The 19891-nt window shown below is 62.2% G+C and carries 17 protein-coding genes and 2 tRNA genes; 14 read left to right on the top strand and 5 right to left on the bottom strand.

Features of this window, described 5'->3' with window-relative positions:
- Nucleotides 1–8: 8 nt before the first annotated feature.
- Nucleotides 9–1076, bottom strand: coding sequence for a type II glyceraldehyde-3-phosphate dehydrogenase (locus tag QA600_RS00420; RefSeq protein WP_278290008.1), 1068 nt, complete (start codon nucleotides 1074–1076; stop codon nucleotides 9–11).
- 268 nt (nucleotides 1077–1344) lie between these two features.
- Between QA600_RS00420 and gap the strand changes: the two genes are divergently transcribed.
- From gap to QA600_RS00390, 6 genes are all read left to right on the top strand, one after another.
- Nucleotides 1345–2421, top strand: coding sequence for a type I glyceraldehyde-3-phosphate dehydrogenase (gene gap, locus QA600_RS00415; RefSeq protein WP_278290007.1), 1077 nt, complete (start codon nucleotides 1345–1347; stop codon nucleotides 2419–2421).
- 47 nt (nucleotides 2422–2468) lie between these two features.
- Nucleotides 2469–3677 carry a phosphoglycerate kinase gene (locus QA600_RS00410; RefSeq protein ID WP_278290006.1) on the top strand — a complete coding sequence of 403 codons (1209 nt, stop codon included), beginning with the start codon at nucleotides 2469–2471 and terminating at the stop codon, nucleotides 3675–3677.
- Between the two features lie 53 nt (nucleotides 3678–3730).
- A complete protein-coding gene (locus QA600_RS00405; RefSeq protein ID WP_278290005.1) occupies nucleotides 3731–4693 on the top strand; it encodes an aminopeptidase in 963 nt (320 codons plus the stop codon).
- 249 nt (nucleotides 4694–4942) lie between these two features.
- Nucleotides 4943–5596, top strand: coding sequence for an HVO_0476 family zinc finger protein (locus tag QA600_RS00400; protein WP_278290004.1), 654 nt, complete (start codon nucleotides 4943–4945; stop codon nucleotides 5594–5596).
- 111 nt (nucleotides 5597–5707) lie between these two features.
- Nucleotides 5708–6376, top strand: coding sequence for a protein-L-isoaspartate(D-aspartate) O-methyltransferase (locus tag QA600_RS00395; protein ID WP_278290003.1), 669 nt, complete (start codon nucleotides 5708–5710; stop codon nucleotides 6374–6376).
- A gap of 56 nt (nucleotides 6377–6432) precedes the next feature.
- Nucleotides 6433–7176, top strand: coding sequence for a protein-L-isoaspartate O-methyltransferase (locus tag QA600_RS00390; RefSeq protein WP_278290002.1), 744 nt, complete (start codon nucleotides 6433–6435; stop codon nucleotides 7174–7176).
- 171 nt (nucleotides 7177–7347) lie between these two features.
- Here QA600_RS00390 and QA600_RS00385 read toward each other — a convergent pair whose 3' ends face one another.
- From QA600_RS00385 to QA600_RS00375, 3 genes are all read right to left on the bottom strand, one after another.
- The gene (locus QA600_RS00385) at nucleotides 7348–7761 is read right to left on the bottom strand and encodes a group I intron-associated PD-(D/E)XK endonuclease (protein ID WP_278290001.1); all 414 of its coding nucleotides are present in this window, start codon (nucleotides 7759–7761) and stop codon (nucleotides 7348–7350) included.
- Between the two features lie 183 nt (nucleotides 7762–7944).
- Nucleotides 7945–8017 (bottom strand) — tRNA-Asp (locus tag QA600_RS00380).
- An 18-nt stretch (nucleotides 8018–8035) separates the two neighbouring features.
- Nucleotides 8036–8108, bottom strand: a tRNA-Asp gene (locus tag QA600_RS00375).
- 305 nt (nucleotides 8109–8413) lie between these two features.
- On the opposite strand from QA600_RS00375, the gene QA600_RS00370 reads away from it, so the two are divergent.
- From QA600_RS00370 to QA600_RS00335, 8 genes are all read left to right on the top strand, one after another.
- Complete coding sequence (locus QA600_RS00370; protein WP_278290000.1) at nucleotides 8414–8641, top strand: DNA-directed RNA polymerase subunit H; 228 nt, start codon at nucleotides 8414–8416, stop codon at nucleotides 8639–8641.
- A complete protein-coding gene (locus QA600_RS00365) occupies nucleotides 8642–10216 on the top strand; it encodes a DNA-directed RNA polymerase subunit B'' (protein WP_278289999.1) in 1575 nt (524 codons plus the stop codon). It abuts the gene before it with no gap.
- Between the two features lie 6 nt (nucleotides 10217–10222).
- Nucleotides 10223–12052: a DNA-directed RNA polymerase subunit B gene (rpoB, locus tag QA600_RS00360; RefSeq protein WP_005554552.1), complete on the top strand. Its 1830-nt coding sequence runs from the start codon at nucleotides 10223–10225 to the stop codon at nucleotides 12050–12052.
- A 6-nt stretch (nucleotides 12053–12058) separates the two neighbouring features.
- Complete coding sequence (locus QA600_RS00355; protein ID WP_278289998.1) at nucleotides 12059–14986, top strand: DNA-directed RNA polymerase subunit A'; 2928 nt, start codon at nucleotides 12059–12061, stop codon at nucleotides 14984–14986.
- Nucleotides 14979–16178, top strand: a complete 1200-nt coding sequence (gene rpoA2, locus QA600_RS00350; protein ID WP_278289997.1) for a DNA-directed RNA polymerase subunit A'' — start codon at nucleotides 14979–14981, stop codon at nucleotides 16176–16178. The genes QA600_RS00355 and rpoA2 overlap by 8 nt, the downstream gene beginning before the upstream one ends.
- A gap of 3 nt (nucleotides 16179–16181) precedes the next feature.
- A complete protein-coding gene (locus tag QA600_RS00345; protein ID WP_278289996.1) occupies nucleotides 16182–16613 on the top strand; it encodes a NusA-like transcription termination signal-binding factor in 432 nt (143 codons plus the stop codon).
- A 136-nt stretch (nucleotides 16614–16749) separates the two neighbouring features.
- The gene (locus QA600_RS00340; RefSeq protein ID WP_005554545.1) at nucleotides 16750–17178 is read left to right on the top strand and encodes a 30S ribosomal protein S12; all 429 of its coding nucleotides are present in this window, start codon (nucleotides 16750–16752) and stop codon (nucleotides 17176–17178) included.
- Nucleotides 17179–17180: 2 nt separating this feature from the next.
- Entirely contained in the window at nucleotides 17181–17789 is a 609-nt protein-coding gene (locus QA600_RS00335; RefSeq protein ID WP_005554544.1) for a 30S ribosomal protein S7, read from the top strand.
- A gap of 46 nt (nucleotides 17790–17835) precedes the next feature.
- Here the strand turns inward: QA600_RS00335 and QA600_RS00330 are convergent, their stop codons facing one another.
- Nucleotides 17836–19863, bottom strand: a complete 2028-nt coding sequence (locus QA600_RS00330; RefSeq protein WP_278289995.1) for a hypothetical protein — start codon at nucleotides 19861–19863, stop codon at nucleotides 17836–17838.
- Nucleotides 19864–19891: the final 28 nt, after the last annotated feature.

Here is a 19891-nt window from a genome sequence, read left to right as displayed (position 1 = left end):
CCGACGACTCAGTCGGCGGTCTGTCGATCGACGGCGCGTTCCTCGGCGTTGTCCAGTCGGCTGAGGCCGATCCCCAGCGTCTCGTTCGTCAGTGCCCGACTCTCGGGACCGTCGAGCAGTCCCGTTACCGAGCGGATCGCGTCGATGTTCTCGGGAACGACATCTGACTCCTGGTGGATCGCCTGCATGCAGTAGAGGTCGCGCCCCTCGAGTGTGATCGACTCCTCCCAGATACAGTTCTCCCAGATGTCGCCGCGGGGGCGGCCGGCGTCGAGCGCGAGGTCCTTGAGCGTACCGGCGCCGTCGATCCCGGCGTAGTCGGGGATCATGAGCAGTCGGTCCTCCTTCCGGAGGCGATCGCGGATCTCCGCGACGTCGTCGGGTGCCTCCTCGAGGGTGATGTTGACCGCGTGGACGTGCATCATCGTTGTCGGGACCTTGAGCCCGATCGTGTCGATGTCGAGTTCGGGGAAGACGGTCTGGACGTCCGGACCGTGGTGGGAGGGGATGGAGACGGGGTCCGGCAGGGCGTCGTTGATCGGGCCGCGACCGGTCTGGTCCGGGTCGCCGCCGCGTCGAACCAGCGTCGTCCGGACCTTCTCGATGCCGTAGTCCTCGTGAATCGGCGAGACGAGCCGCGAGAGACCGGTCGTGTTACAGGAGACGACGCGAACGTAGTCGGCGTCGGTCGCTTCGTCGTAGTTCGCGCGGGCGTTGAAACTGACTTCGGCGATGGTCGCGTCCTCACCGCCCTGGAAGAGTGCGGGGGTGTCGTGGCGCTCGTACAGCGGGCGATTCTGCGCACCGATTCCGGACGGTGTCGCGTCGACGACGATGTCGCTGTCGGCGACGAGGTCGTCGACGGTGCCGGCGAGGTCGATGCCGGCCTCGTGGAACCCATCGGTGCGGTCCTCGTCAACCGCGTAGAGCGGGTACTCCGCCTCGGCCGCCCCGAGTGCGACGTAGTCAGGACTGACCTTGGCGACGCCGGCGACCTCCATATCTGGCTGAGCTCGAACGGCGTCTGCGACGCGCTTTCCGATGGTTCCATAACCGTTGATTCCGACCCGGAGCATACGCATCGACATCCACCGCCAACCGGCATAACTGTTTTGCAAGAATCTGATAGATGTTAACTCGAAATTGAGTTGTCCAGCGCAGATCGTCCGGAGAACACGTGCTAACGTGTACACACACCAAAATATAAAAAATGCAGACCTTTCTATGATATGTGGTACCACAACGAGTGTCCTCGTCGAACGATAGATCGGAATCCTTCCCTAACGTCGATCAACGTTTTGAAAGGGGCAAGTGATTTAATCGTGGCCCGCGTAGTACTCAGATATGAGTGAACATTCGTACACGGAGAACGAGTTCGAGGGGACGCTCCGTATCGGACTCAACGGGTTCGGGCGGATCGGACGAAACGTCCTTCGCGCGTCGCTTGCGTACGATGACGTCGAGATCGTCGCGATCAACGACGTCATGGACGACGACGACATGCGTTACCTCCTGCAGTACGACTCGGTTCACGGCCGACTCGATGACGTCTCCCTCGAGGACGGCACCCTCACCGTCGAGGGCCAGGAGATCCGGCTGACCTCCGAGCGCGATCCGACCCAGCTGCCGTGGGACGAACTCGACGTCGACGTCGCCTTCGAGGCGACGGGGATCTTCCGTACGTACGACGAGGCCGCCCAACATCTTGAAGCCGGCGCCGAGAAAGTACTGATTTCGGCCCCGCCGAAGGGCGAGAAGGAGGTTCAGACGATCGTCTACGGCGTCAACCACGACGAGTACGACGGCGAGGACGTACTCTCAAACGCCTCCTGTACGACGAACTCGGTCGCGCCGGTCGTGCAGGTCTTAGACGAGGAGTTCGGGATCGAGTCCGGACTGCTGACCACGGTCCACGCCTACACCGGGAGCCAGAACCTGATCGACGGCCCGCTCGACAAGCGCCGTCGCGGCCGTTCTGCCGCCGAGAACATCATTCCGACCTCGACAGGCGCCGCCATCGCCACCACCGAAGTGCTGCCCCAGCTCGAGGGGAAGCTCGACGGGATGGCGATGCGCGTCCCCGTTCCGAACGGCTCGATCACCGACCTCACCGTCGACCTCGAGGAGGACGTCACCGAGGAAGAGCTCGCCGACGCCTTCCGCGACGCGGCCGACAACGAGCTCGCCGGCGTGCTCGGCTACACCGACGAGGAGATCGTCTCCCGGGATATCGTCGGCCTTCCGTTCTCGTCGTACGTCGACCTCGAGTCGACGATGTCCCTCGAAGACGGCCTCGTCAAGGTGTTGACCTGGTACGACAACGAGTACGGCTTCTCGAACCGGATGCTCGATCTCGCGACGTACGTCGCCGCCGAGGCCGAGGCCGAGGATCAGGAGGCCGACGAAGCCGTCGCCCGCTGAGCAGTTTCCACTTTAAATTTTAAGCGCGTTCGACACGCCCACTCCGTATGTTCAACACGATCGACGATCTCGAGCCCGGACAGCGACTGTTGGTTCGTTTCGACCTCAACGCCCCCGTCGAGGACGGCACGGTTCAGGACAACCGCCGATTTGCCCGCCACGCTGAAACCCTGCGGGAGCTGCTCGAGGACGGCCACGCCGTCGCCGTGCTGGCCCACCAGGGTCGGCCCGGCCGCGACACGTTCGTCTCGCTCGAACAACACGCCGGGATCCTCGGAGATCACCTCGATCGGGACGTCGACTTCGTCGCGGATACCTTCGGCGAAGACGCCCTCGCGGCGATCGACGGCCTCGAGGGCGGCGAGGTTCTGGTCCTCGAGAACACCCGGATGTGCGACGAGGAGCTTCCCGAGGAGGAGCCCGAGGTCAAGGCCGAGACGGAGTTCGTCCAAACGCTCGCCCCGGAGTTCGACGCCTACGTCAACGATGCTTACTCGGCGGCCCATCGTTCTCACGCCTCGCTGGTCGGCTTCCCACGTGTGATGGACGCCTACGCAGGGCGCGTGATGGAACAGGAGTACACAGCGAACTCGTCGATCCAGGAGCGGGAGTTCGACGGCACCGTTACGATGGCGCTTGGCGGCACCAAGGCCGAAGATCTGATCCCGGTTATCGAGGGCGTCGACGACACCGTCGATCGGTTCTGTCTGGGTGGGATCGTCGGCGAACTCTTCCTGCGAGCCGCGGGCCACGACGTCGGTTACGACGTCGATGGAACCGACTTCTTCGACGAGCAGTGGGACGCCCAACGGGAGACGATCGAGCGCATCCTCGAGGAGTACGAGGACTCCCTGTACCTCGCGAACGACCTCGCCTACGAGGGCGAGGACGGCGAGCGCGCCGAGGTCGACGTCGAGGGCCTCGAGAAAGAGACCTCCTACCTCGACGTCGGCTCCGAGACCGCGGAGACGTACGCCGATCTCGTTCGCGAGTCCGAGGCCGTCTTCGTCAAGGGCGCGCTGGGGGTCTTCGAGGACGACCGCTTCGCCGACGGCACCGTTTCTGTGCTCGAGGCGATCGACGAAACGGACTGCTTCTCGGTCGTCGGCGGCGGCGACACCTCCCGTGCCATCGAGATGTACGGTCTCGACGAGGACGACTTCGGCCACGTCTCGATCGCCGGTGGCGCCTACGTCCGCGCGCTCACCGGCGAACCCCTGGTCGCGGTCGAGGTCCTCGAGGACGCCGCCAAGTAAGTCCTCGATAGCCGATAGCAAGACCTTTCGGCTCGCTGATCCCACTATCGAGTATGTCAGACCTTCGCGCGGCCGCCGAGACGGCCGTTCGGCAGTGTCTCGCCCTCGAGTCCTCGGAGAGCTGTGCCGTCGTCACCGACGACGAGCGCGAACCGATCGGCGAGGCGATCTACGAGGTCGCGAGCGAGATTACCGACGACGCCGTGATCGTTCGCTACCCGCCGGGCGAGACCCACGGCGGCGAACCCCCCGAGCCGGTGGCGTCGGCGATGGCCGGCGCCGACGTCGTGCTCGCGCCGACGACCAAGAGCCTGAGCCACACCCGCGCCCGCGGGAACGCGAACGAGGCCGGCGCCCGCGTCGCGACGCTACCCGGGATCACCGAGGAGGTCTTTACCACCGGACTGGACGCCGACTACGAGACGATCGCCGACCACTCCGCCGACGTCCTCGAGCAGGTCGCCGACGCCCAGGAGATCCAAGTCACCGCCCCCGCGGGGACCGACATCACGTTCGATATCGGGGACCGGGAGTTCCTCTCCGATACCGGAATCGTCCACGAGCCCGGCCAGATGTCGAACCTCCCCGCGGGTGAGGTGTTCGTCAGTCCTGAGACCGCCGACGGGACGTTCGTCGTCGACGGCACGATGCGTCCCCACGGGCTGCTCGAGGACGGTCAGGAGCTGCGCTTCGAGGTCGAGGACGGCCTCGTCACCGAGATTTCGGACGACGAGATCCGCAAGACGGTCGAGACCGCCGCGGAGGAGGTCGGCGACGCCGCCTACAACCTCGCCGAACTCGGCATCGGCACGAACGTCGCGGTCACCGACCTCGTCGGCTCCGTCCTGCTCGACGAGAAAGCGGGCGGGACGGTTCACATCGCGATCGGCGACGACGCGGGAATCGGCGGCGACGTCGATGCGCCAATCCACCTCGACGGGATCCTCCGGGAGCCGACGGTGTGGGCGGATGGGGAGATCGTAGACCTCCCGATGGCGAACGGCGACGAGCCGTGAGCAGGCGTGGAAGTGGAACTTCCACGTAGTGAGTGAGCGGCGACAGCCGCGAACGCGGGGAGGTCGTAGACCTCCCAACAAGCGAGCGGTGAAACCGCGAGCGGGTACCGAAATCGACCCGTCGAGCGCCGAGTAGGCTCGGGACCTCGAGCGGGCGTTCGAACCGACTCGAACGACGACAGTGCGAGCCAGTGACGGGCTCGTGTGCGGTCCAATCGGCTTTTACGGTCGTGGCGTCTACGGCGTGCTATGAACGACGTTCCAGACCGGATCCCGACGCCCTGTCCGTCGTGCTCGCCGGACCTCGAGACGGTCCACGAGGTACTGACGGCGGGCGGCGGGGCGCTTACGGTTCGCTGCAGCGAGTGCGGTCACGTCCACAAGGTACAGCCCGATCCCGAACGCGAAGTTACCCTCGACGTCGTTGTCTCCCAGGAGGGCGAGTCGTTCACCGCGAACGTCACCGCGCCCGAGGACGAGACCGTCGAGGTCGGCGACGAGTTCATCCTCGAGACCGACGAGGTGCTCTCGACGGTTCGCGTGACCAGCATCGAGCTCGACGGCCACCGCCGCGTCGAGGAGGCCGACGCCGACGACGTCGAGACCGTCTGGACCCGCGAGGTCGACAACGTGGCGGTCAACGTCACCGTGCATCCCCAGGACGGCTCCCGGGACGATAGCCGAAGCATCACCGTCTACGTCCCCGGCGACTACGAGTTCGAGGTCGGTTCGATCGAGGAGTTCGGCGACGACGAGTTCGAGATCGACGCCTTCGTCGTCCGCAAGGATGCCTCGGAGTACGACCGCGATCGCTACGATATGGAGGGCGATACGGGCGTCGCGAAGGACCTCAAGCGGGTCTACGCCTACGACGAACAGACCAGCGCCTGGTCGGCCTGGTAGTCGACTCGATTCACTTCTCGGGACGCAACCGAGAGAGGACTCCCCCGGACCAACAAACTGGCACGCAGTTACGTCCCATAGGCTATTGCTCGCGAGTCCGTAGACTCCACCATGTTCGATCGGTTCAGCTCCGACGACGGGGACGACCGGACCAACGAGTACGACACCGCTCGCGAACGGATGGTCCGGTCGCTATCGGATCGGGTCGACGACGACCGGGTCCTCGAGGCGCTCCGGACGGTCCCCCGCCACGAGTTCGTCCCGTCCGATCGTCGCGGCGACGCCTACCAGGATCGACCGCTCCCGATCGGGGACGGCCAGACGATCAGTGCGCCGCATATGGTCGCAATCATGGCCGATCGGCTCGAACTCGAGCCCGGTGTGGACGTTCTCGAGATCGGTACCGGCTGTGGCTACCATGCCGCCGTCACGGCTGAACTCGTCGGTCCCGAAGGCGTCTACAGCGTCGAGTACGGCGAGGAACTCGCCGAACAGGCGCGGGACCGTCTCGCCGAAACGGGGTACGGCGACGTCTCGATTCGCGTCGGCGACGGCCGCGAGGGGTGGGCCGAGCACGCACCGTACGACGCGGCGTACTTCACTTGCGCGACGCCAGAGCTGCCCGACCCCGTCGTCGAACAGGTCCGGACCGGTGGTCGGCTACTCGCGCCGATCGGGACCGGGTTCCAGACGCTCGTCATGGCCGAAAAGCGTGAGGACGGAAGCCTCGAGCGAAGCGAACACGGCGGCGTTCGGTTCGTTCGAATGCGAGGGAGGTAGTCCGTGGTTGCGCGAGCGGGCGCGTAGTTGATAACGCCTCGTCCGCTACCCCGGGTATGGACCCTGCGGTACTCCGAGAGGACATGGTCGACGGCCTCGAATCCCCCGCCAAGGGGGTCCTGACGGACGAGACCGTCGCCATCGCGATGCGGGACGTTCCTCGCCACGAGTTCCTCGAGGACGATCGCTCGGCTTACGCCGACCGCGAGCACGAGGTCCTCGAAACGCGCGTCCTCTCGCCGAGTACGGTCGCCCGGCTGTTCGAGGCGCTCGCCCTCGAGGACGGCGACGACGTGTTAATCGTCGGCGCCGGTGTCGGCTACACGGCGGCGGTCGCGGCCGAGATCGTCGGCGAGCACGGCGTCCACGCCGTCGACATCTCGCGGCCGCTCGTCTTCGAGGCACGAGCCAATCTCGAGCGGGCGGGATACGAGGGCGTCCTCGTCGACCGTCGCGACGGCGCCAGCGGACTCCCGGAGTACGCCCCTTTCGATCGGATCCTGCTCGAGGCGGCCGCGGTCGACCCGCCCCGCCCGCTGCTCGATCAGCTCGCCGACGACGGCCGGCTCGTCCTCCCTCGGGGTACCCAGCCCCAGCGCCTCGCGGCCGTGGACGCCGACGGCTCGAGCGAGCTGTTCGAGGCGGTCTCGTTCGATCCGCTCCTGCTCGAAGGCGAGCAGTCCGGTGCGGTCGAACGGAATCGGACGAACCGTGAGGACCTCGAGTACGCCCGCCAGCGGGCGGAGTCGCGAACGGGCTGGGAGCAGGAGTGGATCGAGTGGGAGGATCGGATCCGCTGACCGGGGCTTTCGTCGTGTCGATTCTCAGCGCTGAGCGCCGACGTTCTCGAGCGGGGCTTCGGAGAACGGATCGAAGTGGATACTGGAGATGCTGGAAATGACAGAATTCAAACTGACCTACAAGGAGTGAATCGAGTTGGACGAACGCAATAGAAACAGCCAATAGCACGATCAGGGACAGTTCTCGCTGAACTCGTAGTCGACCGCCCAGTTAATCGAGGGATGGTCGATAGCAGCATCGAATCGTAGCTCCATTTTTTGCGCTGTTGCCTCATCAATGGGTATCCAGTAGAGCTGATCCGTTTTCGGATACCGAACACAGAACGCATCGATTTTGTCCCGATAGGTCTGTTCGTGGTAATTTCCGTCTTTGGTCGTCTGTGAATGCGTATTAAATCGAATCGTCTGTGACTTATTCTGCCATGCGGTTTTGCACTGAACTCGATACAACGTCGTACCATCATCGACTACGAGATCGTACTTGTCGTTGTCACCGAACGGAATTGAAACGCTGTATCCGGTTTCTATGAGACGTGAGGCGACCTTGATCTCGGTTTCGTCACCCCTTTGTTTTGAGTTCCGCATTGTATCTGTAAGTAACAGGTGATACTACTAATGGTATCCGAGAACGCTACGACTGCCGGTACGGTAGAGTATCGTGCGCTTGCGGATAGAAGGGAACGCTCGCTCCACTCCTCGGTTCTGGACCGCTTCTTTCAGGAGCTTTGCTCGTGGAGGAGAAACGGGTTACTCACGATATTGAGAAAGCGCCCGGAGCGGGATTTGAACCCGCGTCACAACCGTGACAGGGTTGTATGATGGGCCACTACACCATCCGGGCAGACAAGTCGCAAGAAAGCGCCCGGAGCGGGATTTGAACCCGCGTCACAACCGTGACAGGGTTGTATGATGGGCCACTACACCATCCGGGCTTGCTTGCGGCGTCTTGCGACGCATTTCTCAGTTTCCCGGTGAGAGTATTAAGGCTTTCCAATCGTGGAACGTGTGGTAGGACGAACCGGGACACGTCCGCTCCAAAGACGTCCACTTTCACTCCCCACAAGGAATATAACCGAGAACGGGCTACGTACGAACGTGACAGATAGTTCCGGTCAAGTTTGCCAGGCCGGATAGCCGTGCTTCTGGGTCAAGTTAGTAACCGTTAAATGCGTCCCACCGTTACGTGCCTGTAGTATCTCGTGACAGCCGCTTCTCTCCCGATAGCCCGCACCAACACATGGTAGACGTAAGCCAACACGAACTCGTTCCGGAGCACACCGTTCTCGAGGAGGACGTCCTCGAGGAGGTTCTTTCGGAGTACGACATCGACCGCACAGACCTGCCGAAAATCAAGCGCAACGACTCCGCTCTCCCGGACGAGGCGGACGTCGGCGACGTCATCAAGATCGTTCGGAACTCACGCACAACCGACCAGGCAGTCGTATACCGACTTGTGGTGGAATAAATGGCAATGGAACTCGACCGATCGAAACGACGGGACATCTCGCGCGAATACTTCTCGAAGGAACGGCTCGCCGAACACCACTACCGATCGTTCAACGCCTTCCTCAACCGGGGGATGCAGGAGGTCGTCGACGAGAAGGAGACGATCGATACGGACATCGGCGACAAGGAGGGCGAGGAACCAGTCTACGTCGAGCTGGGCGACGTCCGCGTCGTCACGCCCCGCGTTCGGGAGGCAGACGGCTCCGAGGAGCTGCTGTACCCCCAGGAGGCTCGACTCAGAAACATCACCTACTCCGCGCCCGTCTTCATGGAGATGTCGATCGTCAAGGGCGAAGAGGGCGACGAGCGGGTCGTCGACTCGACGGAGACGAAGATCGGCCGGATGCCGATCATGGTCGGCTCCGACAAATGTAACATCGCCGGCTTCAGCGACGAGGAACTGATCGAGATCGGCGAAGATCCCGCCGACCCCGGCGGTTACTTCATCGTCAACGGCTCCGAGCGCGTGCTGATGACCAGCGAGGACCTCGCGCCGAACAAGATTCTCGCGGAGTACGACACCAAGTACGGCGACGAAATTCAGGTCGCCAAGACGTTCTCACAGCGCCGTGGCTACCGCGCGCTCGTGCTCTGTGAACGGACCCGGAACGGGCTGCTCGAGGTCTCGTTCCCCTCGGTGTCGGGATCGATAAACTTCGTCACGCTTGTTCGGGCACTCGGCCTCGAGAGCGACGAGGAGATCGTCCACAAGGTCTCGAACGACCCCGAGGTCGTCAAGTACATGCTCGAGAACTTAGAGGAAGCGGAGGTCCAGACCGAGGAGGGTGCGATCGAAGAGCTCGGGAAACGCGTCGCCTCCGGCCAGGGGAAAAACTACCAGCTCAAGCGGGCCAACTACGTCATCGACCGCTACCTCCTGCCACACCTCCACGAGGAGGGTGTCGACGAGGAGGACGTCCGGATCAACAAAGCTCACTACCTCTGTCGGATGGCCGAGGCCTGCTTCGAACTCGCGCTCGGTCGCCGCGAGGCCGACGACAAGGACCACTACGCGAACAAACGACTGAAGGTCAGCGGCGACCTGATGCGAGACCTGTTCCGGACCGCGCTGAACAAGCTGGCCCGTGACGTGAAGTACCAGCTCGAGCGCGCCAACATGCGTAACCGAAACCTCTCGGTGAACACCGTCGTTCGCTCCGACGTGCTAACCGAACGCCTCGAGCACCCGATCGCGACGGGGAACTGGGTCGGCGGCCGCTCGGGCGTGAGCCAGCTGGTCGATCGCACCGACTTCATGGGGGTTCTCAGCCACCTGCGCCGGCTTCGCAGTCCGCTAAGCCGCTCGCAGCCCCACTTCGAGGCGCGGGACCTGCACGCGACCCAGTGGGGTCGCATCTGTCCCTCCGAGACGCCCGAGGGTCCGAACTGTGGGCTGGTGAAGAACTTCGCGCAGGCGATGGAGCTCTCCCAGAACGTCGAGGACGAACAGGAACTCAAACGCGAGCTCGCCTCGATGGGGGTCGAGGGGATCCCCGGCCTCGAGGGTATCGAGCGATCGACCGCAGACGACTGATCAATCATGAGCAGCCAACAACGAGAAGCGAAAGTCTACGTCAACGGGTCGCTGGTGGGGACCCATCCCGATCCGCACGAACTGGCCGAACAGATCCGCGAAGCGCGACGCATCGGCGACGTCAGCGAGATGGTCAACGTCTCGGTCAAGGATCGCACCCGAGAAGTGATCGTCAACGCCGACGCCGGCCGCGCGCGTCGACCGCTGTTGGTCGTCGAGGACGGCGAGCCCCGAATCTCCGACCAGGAACTCGAGGCGCTCCAGGACGGCGACCTCGAGTTCGAGGATCTCGTCGAGCACGGCTACATCGAGTTCATCGACGCCGAGGAGGAAGAGGACATCTACGTCGCCGTCGACGAGGACGATCTCAACGAGGACCACACCCATCTCGAGATCGACCCGCAGCTGATCTTCGGGATCGGTGCGGGGATGATCCCCTACCCCGAGCACAACGCCTCGCCCCGAATTACGATGGGTGCAGGGATGATCAAGCAGTCGCTCGGACTCCCGAGCGCGAACTACCGGATCCGACCGGACACGCGCCAGCACCTGCTGCACTACCCGCAGCTCTCGATGGTCAAGACCCAGACGACCGAGCAGATCGGCTTCGACGAGCGTCCCGCGGCCCAGAACTTCGTCGTCGCCGTCATGAGCTACGAGGGGTTCAACATCGAGGACGCGCTGGTTATGAACAAAGCGAGCGTCGAGCGCGCACTCGCCCGCTCGCATTTCTTCCGAACGTACGAGGGTGAGGAACGACGCTACCCTGGCGGCCAGGAGGACCGCTTCGAGATCCCGAGCCAGGACGTCCGCGGCGCCCGCGGCGAGGAAGCCTACACCCACCTCGACGAGGACGGCCTCGTCAACCCCGAGACGAAGGTCGACGAGAACTCCGTTCTACTGGGGAAAACGAGTCCGCCGCGGTTCCTCGAGGAGCCCGACGACATGGGCGGGCTCTCGCCACAGAAGCGCCGCGAAACGTCGGTAACGATGCGCTCGGGCGAATCGGGCGTCGTCGACACCGTCACGCTGATGGAGGGCGAGGACGGCTCGAAGCTCTCGAAGGTCTCCGTCCGCGACGAGCGGATCCCCGAACTCGGGGACAAGTTCGCGAGCCGCCACGGCCAGAAGGGGGTCGTCGGCCACCTCGCGCCGCAGGAAGACATGCCGTTTACCGAGGAGGGCGTCGTGCCCGACCTCGTCCTGAACCCCCACGCCCTGCCGTCGCGGATGACGGTCGGTCACATCCTCGAGATGATCGGCGGGAAACTCGGCGCGATGGAGGGGCGTCGCGTCGACGGGACGCCGTTTTTGGGCGAGGACGAGGACGAACTCCGCGAGGGGCTCGAGCAAAACGGGTTCGACTCCGCCGGCAAGGAGACGATGTACTCCGGGATCTCCGGCGAGAAGATCGAAGCCGAGATCTTCGTCGGGATCATCTTCTACCAGAAGCTCTACCACATGGTCTCGAACAAGCTCCACGCCCGCTCGCGCGGTCCCGTGCAGGTGCTGACCCGCCAGCCCACCGAGGGGCGCGCCCGCGAGGGTGGACTTCGTATCGGGGAGATGGAGCGTGACGTCTTCATCGGCCACGGCGCCGCGATGACGCTGAAGGAGCGACTGCTCGACGAGTCCGACCGCGAGTTCATCCACATCTGCGGACAGTGCGGAATGAGCGCGGTCGAGAACGTCGAACAGCGCCGCGTGTACTGTCCGAACTGCGACGAGGAGACGGACATCCACGAGATCGAGATGAGCTACGCGTTCAAGCTTCTCCTCGACGAGATGAAGGCCCTGGGTATCGCGCCGCGACTGGAACTGGAGGACGCCGTCTAACCCATCATGCAAAACAGCACACCAAAAGATATCGGATCGATTAACTTCGGGCTCATGGAGCCCGAGGAGTACCGCGAGATGAGCGCGACGAAGATCATCACGGCCGACACCTACGACGACGACGGCTTCCCCATCGACATGGGGCTGATGGATCCCCGACTCGGCGTCATCGACCCCGGACTCGAGTGCAAGACCTGTGGCAAACACTCGGGATCGTGTAACGGTCACTTCGGTCACATCGAACTGGCCGCACCCGTCATCCACGTCGGTTTCACGAAGCTCATCCGTCGACTCCTCCGTGGGACCTGCCGGGAATGCTCGCGGCTCCTGCTGACCGAGGACGAGCGCGGCGAGTTCTACGACCAGATCGACGAGTCACGAAAGCTCGGCCGCGACCTGAACGACGTTACGAAGGCGGCGATCCGGCAGGCCCGCAAGAAGGATCGCTGTCCACACTGCGGCGAGGTCCAGTACGACATCGACCACGAGAAGCCCACAACCTATTACGAGGTCCAGCAGGTGCTCACGAGCGAGTACTCCCAGCGCATCGCCGGCGCGATGCAGGGCGACGAGGAAGCCGGCGTCGAGCGAACGACGCCGGACGAACTCGCCGAAAAGACCGAGATCGACATCGGCCGGATCAATGAGATCCTCTCAGGCTCGTTCCGACCGCGCGAGAGTCAGCGCAAGGCCATCGAGAAGGCCCTGGACATCGACCTCACGGAGGAGGACACGAACAAGCTGATGCCAAGCGACATCCGGGACTGGTTCGAGGCCATCCCGGACGAGGACATGGAGGTGCTCGGCATCAATCCGGAACGATCACGTCCCGAGTGGATGATCCTGACCGTCCTCCCCGTACCGCCCGTAACCGCGCGGCCGTCGATCACGCTCGATAACGGCCAGCGTAGCGAGGACGACCTCACCCACAAGCTGGTCGACATCATCCGGATCAACCAGCGGTTCATGGAGAACCGCGAGGCCGGGGCTCCCCAGCTGATCATCGAGGACCTCTGGGAGCTGCTTCAGTACCACGTCACCACCTTCATGGACAACGAGATCTCGGGGACGCCGCCGGCCCGACACCGTTCCGGCCGGCCGCTCAAGACCCTCTCCCAGCGACTCAAGGGCAAGGAGGGTCGGTTCCGGGGATCGCTGTCCGGGAAACGTGTGAACTTCTCGGCCCGAACCGTCATCTCGCCGGACCCGACCCTCTCACTGAACGAGGTCGGCGTTCCCGACCGCGTCGCAAGCGAGATGACCCAGACGATGAACGTCACCGATCGCAACGTCGATGAAGCCCGTCGATACGTCTCGAACGGCCCGGAGGCCCACCCCGGCGCCAACTACGTTCGGCGTCCTGACGGTCGCCGACTGAAGGTGACCGAGAAGAACTGCGAACAGCTCGCCGAGAAGGTCGACGCCGGCTGGGAGGTCAACCGCCACCTCGTCGACGGCGACATCGTCATCTTCAACCGCCAGCCGTCGCTGCACCGGATGTCGATCATGGCCCACGAGGTCGTGGTCATGCCGTACAAGACCTTCAGACTCAACACCGTCGTCTGTCCCCCGTACAACGCCGACTTCGACGGCGACGAGATGAACATGCACGCGCTACAAAACGAGGAGGCCCGCGCGGAGGCGCGCGTCCTCATGCGCGTTCAAGAACAGATCCTCTCGCCCCGATTCGGCGAGAACATTATCGGCGCGATCCAGGACCACATCTCGGGGATGTACCTGCTGACCCACGACAACCCTCGATTCAACGAGACCCAGGCGCTGGACCTGCTTCGTGCGACCCGGATCGACGAACTGCCCGAACCCAGCGGTATCGACGACGAGGAAGAGCCGTTCTGGACCGGGTACGACGTCTTTTCGGAGCTTCTACCCGACGATCTCGACCTCGAGTTCACCGGTACTGTCGGCGACGACGTCGTCGTCGAGAACGGCCAGCTGATCGAAGGGACGATCGCCGAGGACGAGGTCGGCGAGTTCGGCGGCGAGATCGTCGACACGATCACGAAGGTCTACGGCAACACCCGCGCCCGGATCTTCATCAACGAGGTCTCGACGCTCGCGATGCGGGCGATCATGCACTTCGGGTTCTCGATCGGGATCGACGATGAGACGATCCCGGAGGAGGCCCAGGCCCGGATCGACGAGACGATCGATGACGCCAACGACCGCGTCGAGGAGCTCATCGAGGCCTACGAGCGGGGCGAACTCGAAAGTCTGCCCGGCCGAACGATCGACGAAACGCTCGAGATGAAGATCATGCAGACGCTCTCGCGTGCGCGTGACAACGCCGGGAACATCGCCGACGAACACTTCACCGACGAGAACCCGGCCGTCGTCATGGCCGAATCCGGCGCCCGTGGCTCTATGCTCAACCTGACCCAGATGGCCGGCTGCGTCGGTCAACAGGCGGTTCGGGGCGAGCGGATCAACCGCGGCTACGAGGACCGTACCCTGAGCCACTACAAGCCAAACGACCTCTCCGCGGAGGCCCACGGCTTCGTCGAGAACTCCTACACCAGCGGGCTCACCCCGCGGGAGTTCTTCTTCCACGCAATGGGTGGTCGCGAGGGGCTGGTCGACACCGCCGTCCGTACCTCGAAGTCGGGGTACCTCCAGCGGCGGCTGATCAACGCCCTCTCCGAGCTCGAGGCGCAGTACGACGGCACTGTCCGGGACACCTCGGACACGATCGTCCAGTTCGAGTTCGGCGAGGACGGTACCTCGCCGGTCAAGGTCTCTTCCGGCGACGACAACGACATCGACGTCGAGCGAATCGCAGACCGGGTGCTCGACTCGGAGTTCGAGTCCGACGCAGAACGCCGAGACTTCCTCGGCATCAAGACTGAGCCGACGAACCTCTCGGAGTACGCTGACGACCGACTCGTCGAGGGAGCGGAGGTGACCTCCGATGACTGAGGTCGACTACGCCGTCGACGACGACACCGTCGCCGTCGTCGAGGACACCGACCTTCCCCGACGACTCAAGGACAAGGTCTACGTGACTCTCGAAAATCGGAGCGACGCCACCGTCGAGGACGCCGACGAGCTCGCGAAAGCGGTCGAGGCGCGGTACCTCGATACGCGCGTCGACCCCCTCGATCCCGTTGGCACCGTCAGCGCACAGTCGATCGGCGAACCCGGAACGCAGCTGACGATGAACACGTTCCACTACGCGGGCGTCGCGGAAATCGACGTCACGCAGGGACTACCCCGGCTGATCGAGCTGGTCGACGCCCGGAAGACCCCGGACACGCCGATGATGACGATCCATCTCGAGGACGAGTACGCCACCGAGCGAGAAAAGGCCCACGAGGTCGTCTGGAAGATCGAGGCAACGAAGATCCTCGCGCTGGGTGACGTTTCGACGAACGTCGCCGATATGCGGGTTCAGATCTCGCTCAACGAGGACACCCTCGAAGAGCGGATGATCACGCCCGAGGAGGTCGCCGAGATCATCCAGGACAACCTCGGCGTCGAGGCGATCCAGCAGGGGACCCAGATCGAGTTCGGCCCCGAGGAACCGTCCTACCGTGATCTACTCCAGCTCGTCGAGGAGCTGCGTGAGATTACGTTCAAGGGGATCGAGGACATCTCTCGAGTCGTTATTCGGCGGGAGGAACTCGACGACGGCACCGAGGAGTTCGTCCTCTACACCGAGGGGTCGGCCTTTGGCGACGCGCTCGAGATCGAGGGCGTCGACGCCTCCCGCTCGACGTGTAACAACATCCACGAGATCCACCGCAACCTCGGGATCGAGGCCGCCCGTGAGGCGATCATCGAGGAGACGAACAACACGCTCGCCGAGCAGGGCCTCGACGACGTGAACGTTCGACACCTGATGCTGGTCGCGGACATGATGACGAACCGCGGCGAGATAGAATCGATCGGTCGCCACGGGATCTCGGGCTCGAAGGATTCGGTATTGGCCCGTGCGGCGTTCGAGGTGACGGTCAACCACCTGCTCAACGCCGCGATCCACGGCGAGGTCGACGACCTCGACGGCGTCACGGAGAACGTCATCGTCGGCAAGCCGATCAAGCTCGGTACCGGTGACGTCGATCTGCGAATGGGATCGACAACCTCCAGCGGCGGTGGCCAGGCGGACTGATCGATGGCGGTAACCCTCGACGACGACGCTCGCCAGTACCTCGCCCGTTTCGAGGACGTGACGGATGTCGCCGGCCAGGACTGCCTCGTCGACGAACACGACGGCGAGGAACGGTTGATCCTCGTCGTCGAAAGCGGTCGGATGGGCGATGCGATCGGTCCCGGTGGTCGGACCATCCGTCGCTTCGAGGAGGAAGTCGGTAGCTCGGCCCGGCTCGTCGAAAACGCCGACGACTCCGAGACGTTCGTCGCGAACACGCTCGCTCCGGCGGTGGTCTACAACGTCACGATCAGCGAAAACGACGACACCGTCGCCTACGTCGAAGTCGCTGACGAGGACCGAGGCGTCGCGATCGGTGCCGACGGCCGCACGATCGACGCCGCTCGGCGTCTCGCCGCCAGACACTTCGACATCGACGACGTCCAGCTGCTTTAGCTCCCACTCTTCGAGAGGTTTTCTCGTCCGGTGAAACGTCCTCAGATCCCTTCGTTGCCCCCAATCGAGCGTTCTCGTGGCGTAATCGCGTCTCCAAACAGGGATGCTTAAGTGTCTCCGACCGATAGCGACGAGCATGGCAAACGGCAAGTACGCCGCGCGCAAGCTCAAGAAGGACCGCCAGAACCAGCGGTGGTCCGACTCGGACTACGCGCGCCGCGCCCGTGGACTTCGCGAGAAGTCCGACCCCCTCGAGGGGGCCCCTCAGGCTCGAGGTATCGTACTCGAAAAGGTCGGCATCGAAGCGAAACAGCCCAACTCGGCGATCCGAAAGTGTGTTCGCGTCCAGCTGATCAAGAACGGCAAGCAGGTCACCGCGTTCTGTCCCGGTGACGGCGCAATTTCGTTCATCGACGAACACGACGAAGTGACCATCGCCGGTATCGGCGGGGCGAAGGGTCGTGCGATGGGTGACCTCTCGGGTGTCAACTACAAGGTCGAGAAGGTCAACGGCGTCTCGCTCATCGAACTGGTTCGCGGAAACGCAGAGAAACCGGTGCGATAACGATGGCTGCAGAAGACCAACCCGATCCCGACGCACCCGCTGGCGACGCTGACGTCTCCGCGAAGCTGTTCGGAACGTGGGAGATGGGCGAGATCGAGTACGCCGATCCCTCGACCGAGCGCTACATTCAGGTGACGCCGGTCGCCCACACCGCTGGCCGTCACGCCAGCAAGCAGTTCAAGAAGTCCCAGATCTCGATCGTCGAACGCTTCATCAACCGCTTGATGCAGACCGAGGATAACACGGGCAAGAAACAGCAGTCCCTGAACTTCGTCCGCGACGCGTTCGAACTCATCCACGAGCGCACCGAGGAGAACCCGGTGCAGGTACTCGTGACGGCCGTCGAGAACGCCGCGCCTCGCGAGGAGACGGTTCGACTGAAGTACGGCGGGATCTCGGTGCCGAAGGCGGTCGACGTCGCACCGCAGCGTCGCGTCGACCAGGCGCTGATGATGCTCGCCGAGGGCGTCTACAAGGATTCGTTCAAGACCTCTACGTCGGTTCCGGAAGCGATCGCGAACCAGCTCGTCGGTGCAGCTAACTACGACGTGCAGACGTACGCGATCAGCCAGAAAGAAGAGAAAGAACGCGTCGCGGCTGCCGCGCGCTAAGACGTTTTCACTTTTCGATCTTCGAGGCAGATCTGCATAGTCGCTACTATCGATCGAATAGGTCTATCTCTTTGAATTTGATCTCGTCGCCCATCCTGATACCATCCTCCAAAAGAACAGCAGCCTCGCTCATATCGGTGATCTTTGGGAGGTCCGCCCTCACGATTTGGACAGGCCCGATCTCCTTCGGGATCAGATGGTAGGCGTCCGTTGAACTGAGATGTGGTTGATACGTACTACCAATCTGGAACGTACCCTTCGTGTACACCTTCAAGCGGAGTTGATGACACTCTCCATCGCGGGAGATCGAAAACCGTATCGGTAGACCCGCTCTGGACTGAGAGACAGCCGTAGCTCCCTTACCGATGATTTGATAGCTTTCTCCAGCGGTACACTCCTCACGCACGATATTAGCTGCTGCGTAGAGTGGAAAGCCTTGATTCAGTAGCTGAGCAATCGTGCTTCCAGTATGTATCGCATCGATATTGTCGATATCGTCTAGTGTTACGATCCCTCCGATGCTTCCCTTTTCAAGAAGTGCTACACCCTGGTCATACGATTGGCAGGAATTGAGCAAAAATGCATCCATGCCGGCGGTTTCAAGCGACCAGGCGTCTAGGTGTCCGTCAGTACATCTAAACCCCTCTCTCTCCGTGTGGCCGATGTAGTGAACAAAGTCACTTGTTTGTTCAAAAAGTGCTGCTAATTCAGATACCGTAAGTTCACGATGTGTCCTGACTTCGAACGGAAGATCCTCGCGACTGCCGTATGTACTATAGAGGGCTACGAGTTCATCGCCCATTCCCGGGTCGTTACATACCACCTGAATTTCGATTGGATCTGCTCGAACCGTTCTATTGATGTCATTGTAAAACGCCGAAAGTGGTACCTTGGCCGTAATCTGTGGGAGTCGTCCATCGGTCCAACGCTGTTCGATGCTTTGATCCAGAACTTCGGCAGATGTGGTCATGTTCGTTCGAACCTTCCCTGTTACTGGGTTGTTTTCGGTGTCTCTGGACTGGGCTGATTGGGTTTTGACGACTGTCAGGTCCTGAGCCAAAAACGGGAGATACGGAATCTTGTCCTCGGTCGGCTGCAGCACAGATGTACGCCAGTCCGGAAGGTACGATTCGATCATCTCAAAGGGAACGTCAAGATACGTCCGAAGTCTCTCGGTCGATGACTGGTTGTATACCTCCGTCATATTGAACGGTAGCACCGACTTAAGTTCGTGTCGTTCCTGAAGAGGATTTGATGAGGGACCGGCAACTCTAACGAGAGAATCCAGAAAGAGAGTCTGCTTTAACAGTCGTTCGACAGTAGATTCAAACTCACGGCTTCCAGCTAAGGGGAACGATTGATCTGAATCCATTATCAGGCGCGGAACGGACCCATGTTTGACTTTTGCCCCGAGATAGTACGCAAGCGGCGTAACGACGAATATCGACTGGAGATCGGCCGGTACTTCGATGCTGATTCCTGTATCCGGCGACTCGAACTGGAAAGGGATGTCTAACCTTTGACCAACTTCTATTGTTGGGGGATGACCACGAAGCGTCGGGTAGGAGCGTTCGGGCTTCGTTGTTTTGAGTGCTGAGCCAAACGCCGATACGACTTGCATTACGTCCGCGGGCTCGACCGTTGTTGTGATCGACCCTGCTGGCTGGGTATGATATGACCGTGCACCGAGAACCACCTCAGTAGGATCCCCGAAGTCGATATGTGTCTGATTCGAGTGTAAACCAATCTCGACACTGCTGTCGACGTTCGCGTACAATTTCACCGGTCCAGAAATATCGAGTGAATATTTGTTTTGTGGAAGAACAGTTTTGCCATGCGGATCCGACTCCGCGATCATCGATCCCGTTCTATCGTAAACATACACTGCGCTTTTTGTTGGAAGTGTAATCGAATCAGTCATAATCTCAGCCGCGTTGTCGACTGGGTATGGTGTTGGTGTTACCTCAACCTCGTTCGTTCGGACTTGGTTGTCAGTGATGAGTCGATACCGTCTCCGCTCGGTCATATCGATGATTTCTATCCCATCTTCAGTAGGTTCGAAAATCGGATTCATTGGAGTTAGAGAGTGCCGATCTCGGCAG

Source organism: Natronococcus sp. A-GB1, from assembly GCF_029688845.1.
Taxonomy (GTDB): domain Archaea; phylum Halobacteriota; class Halobacteria; order Halobacteriales; family Natrialbaceae; genus Natronococcus.
The sequence above is the reverse complement of the archived record's forward strand: the minus strand, read 5'-3'. Positions and strand labels throughout refer to the sequence as shown.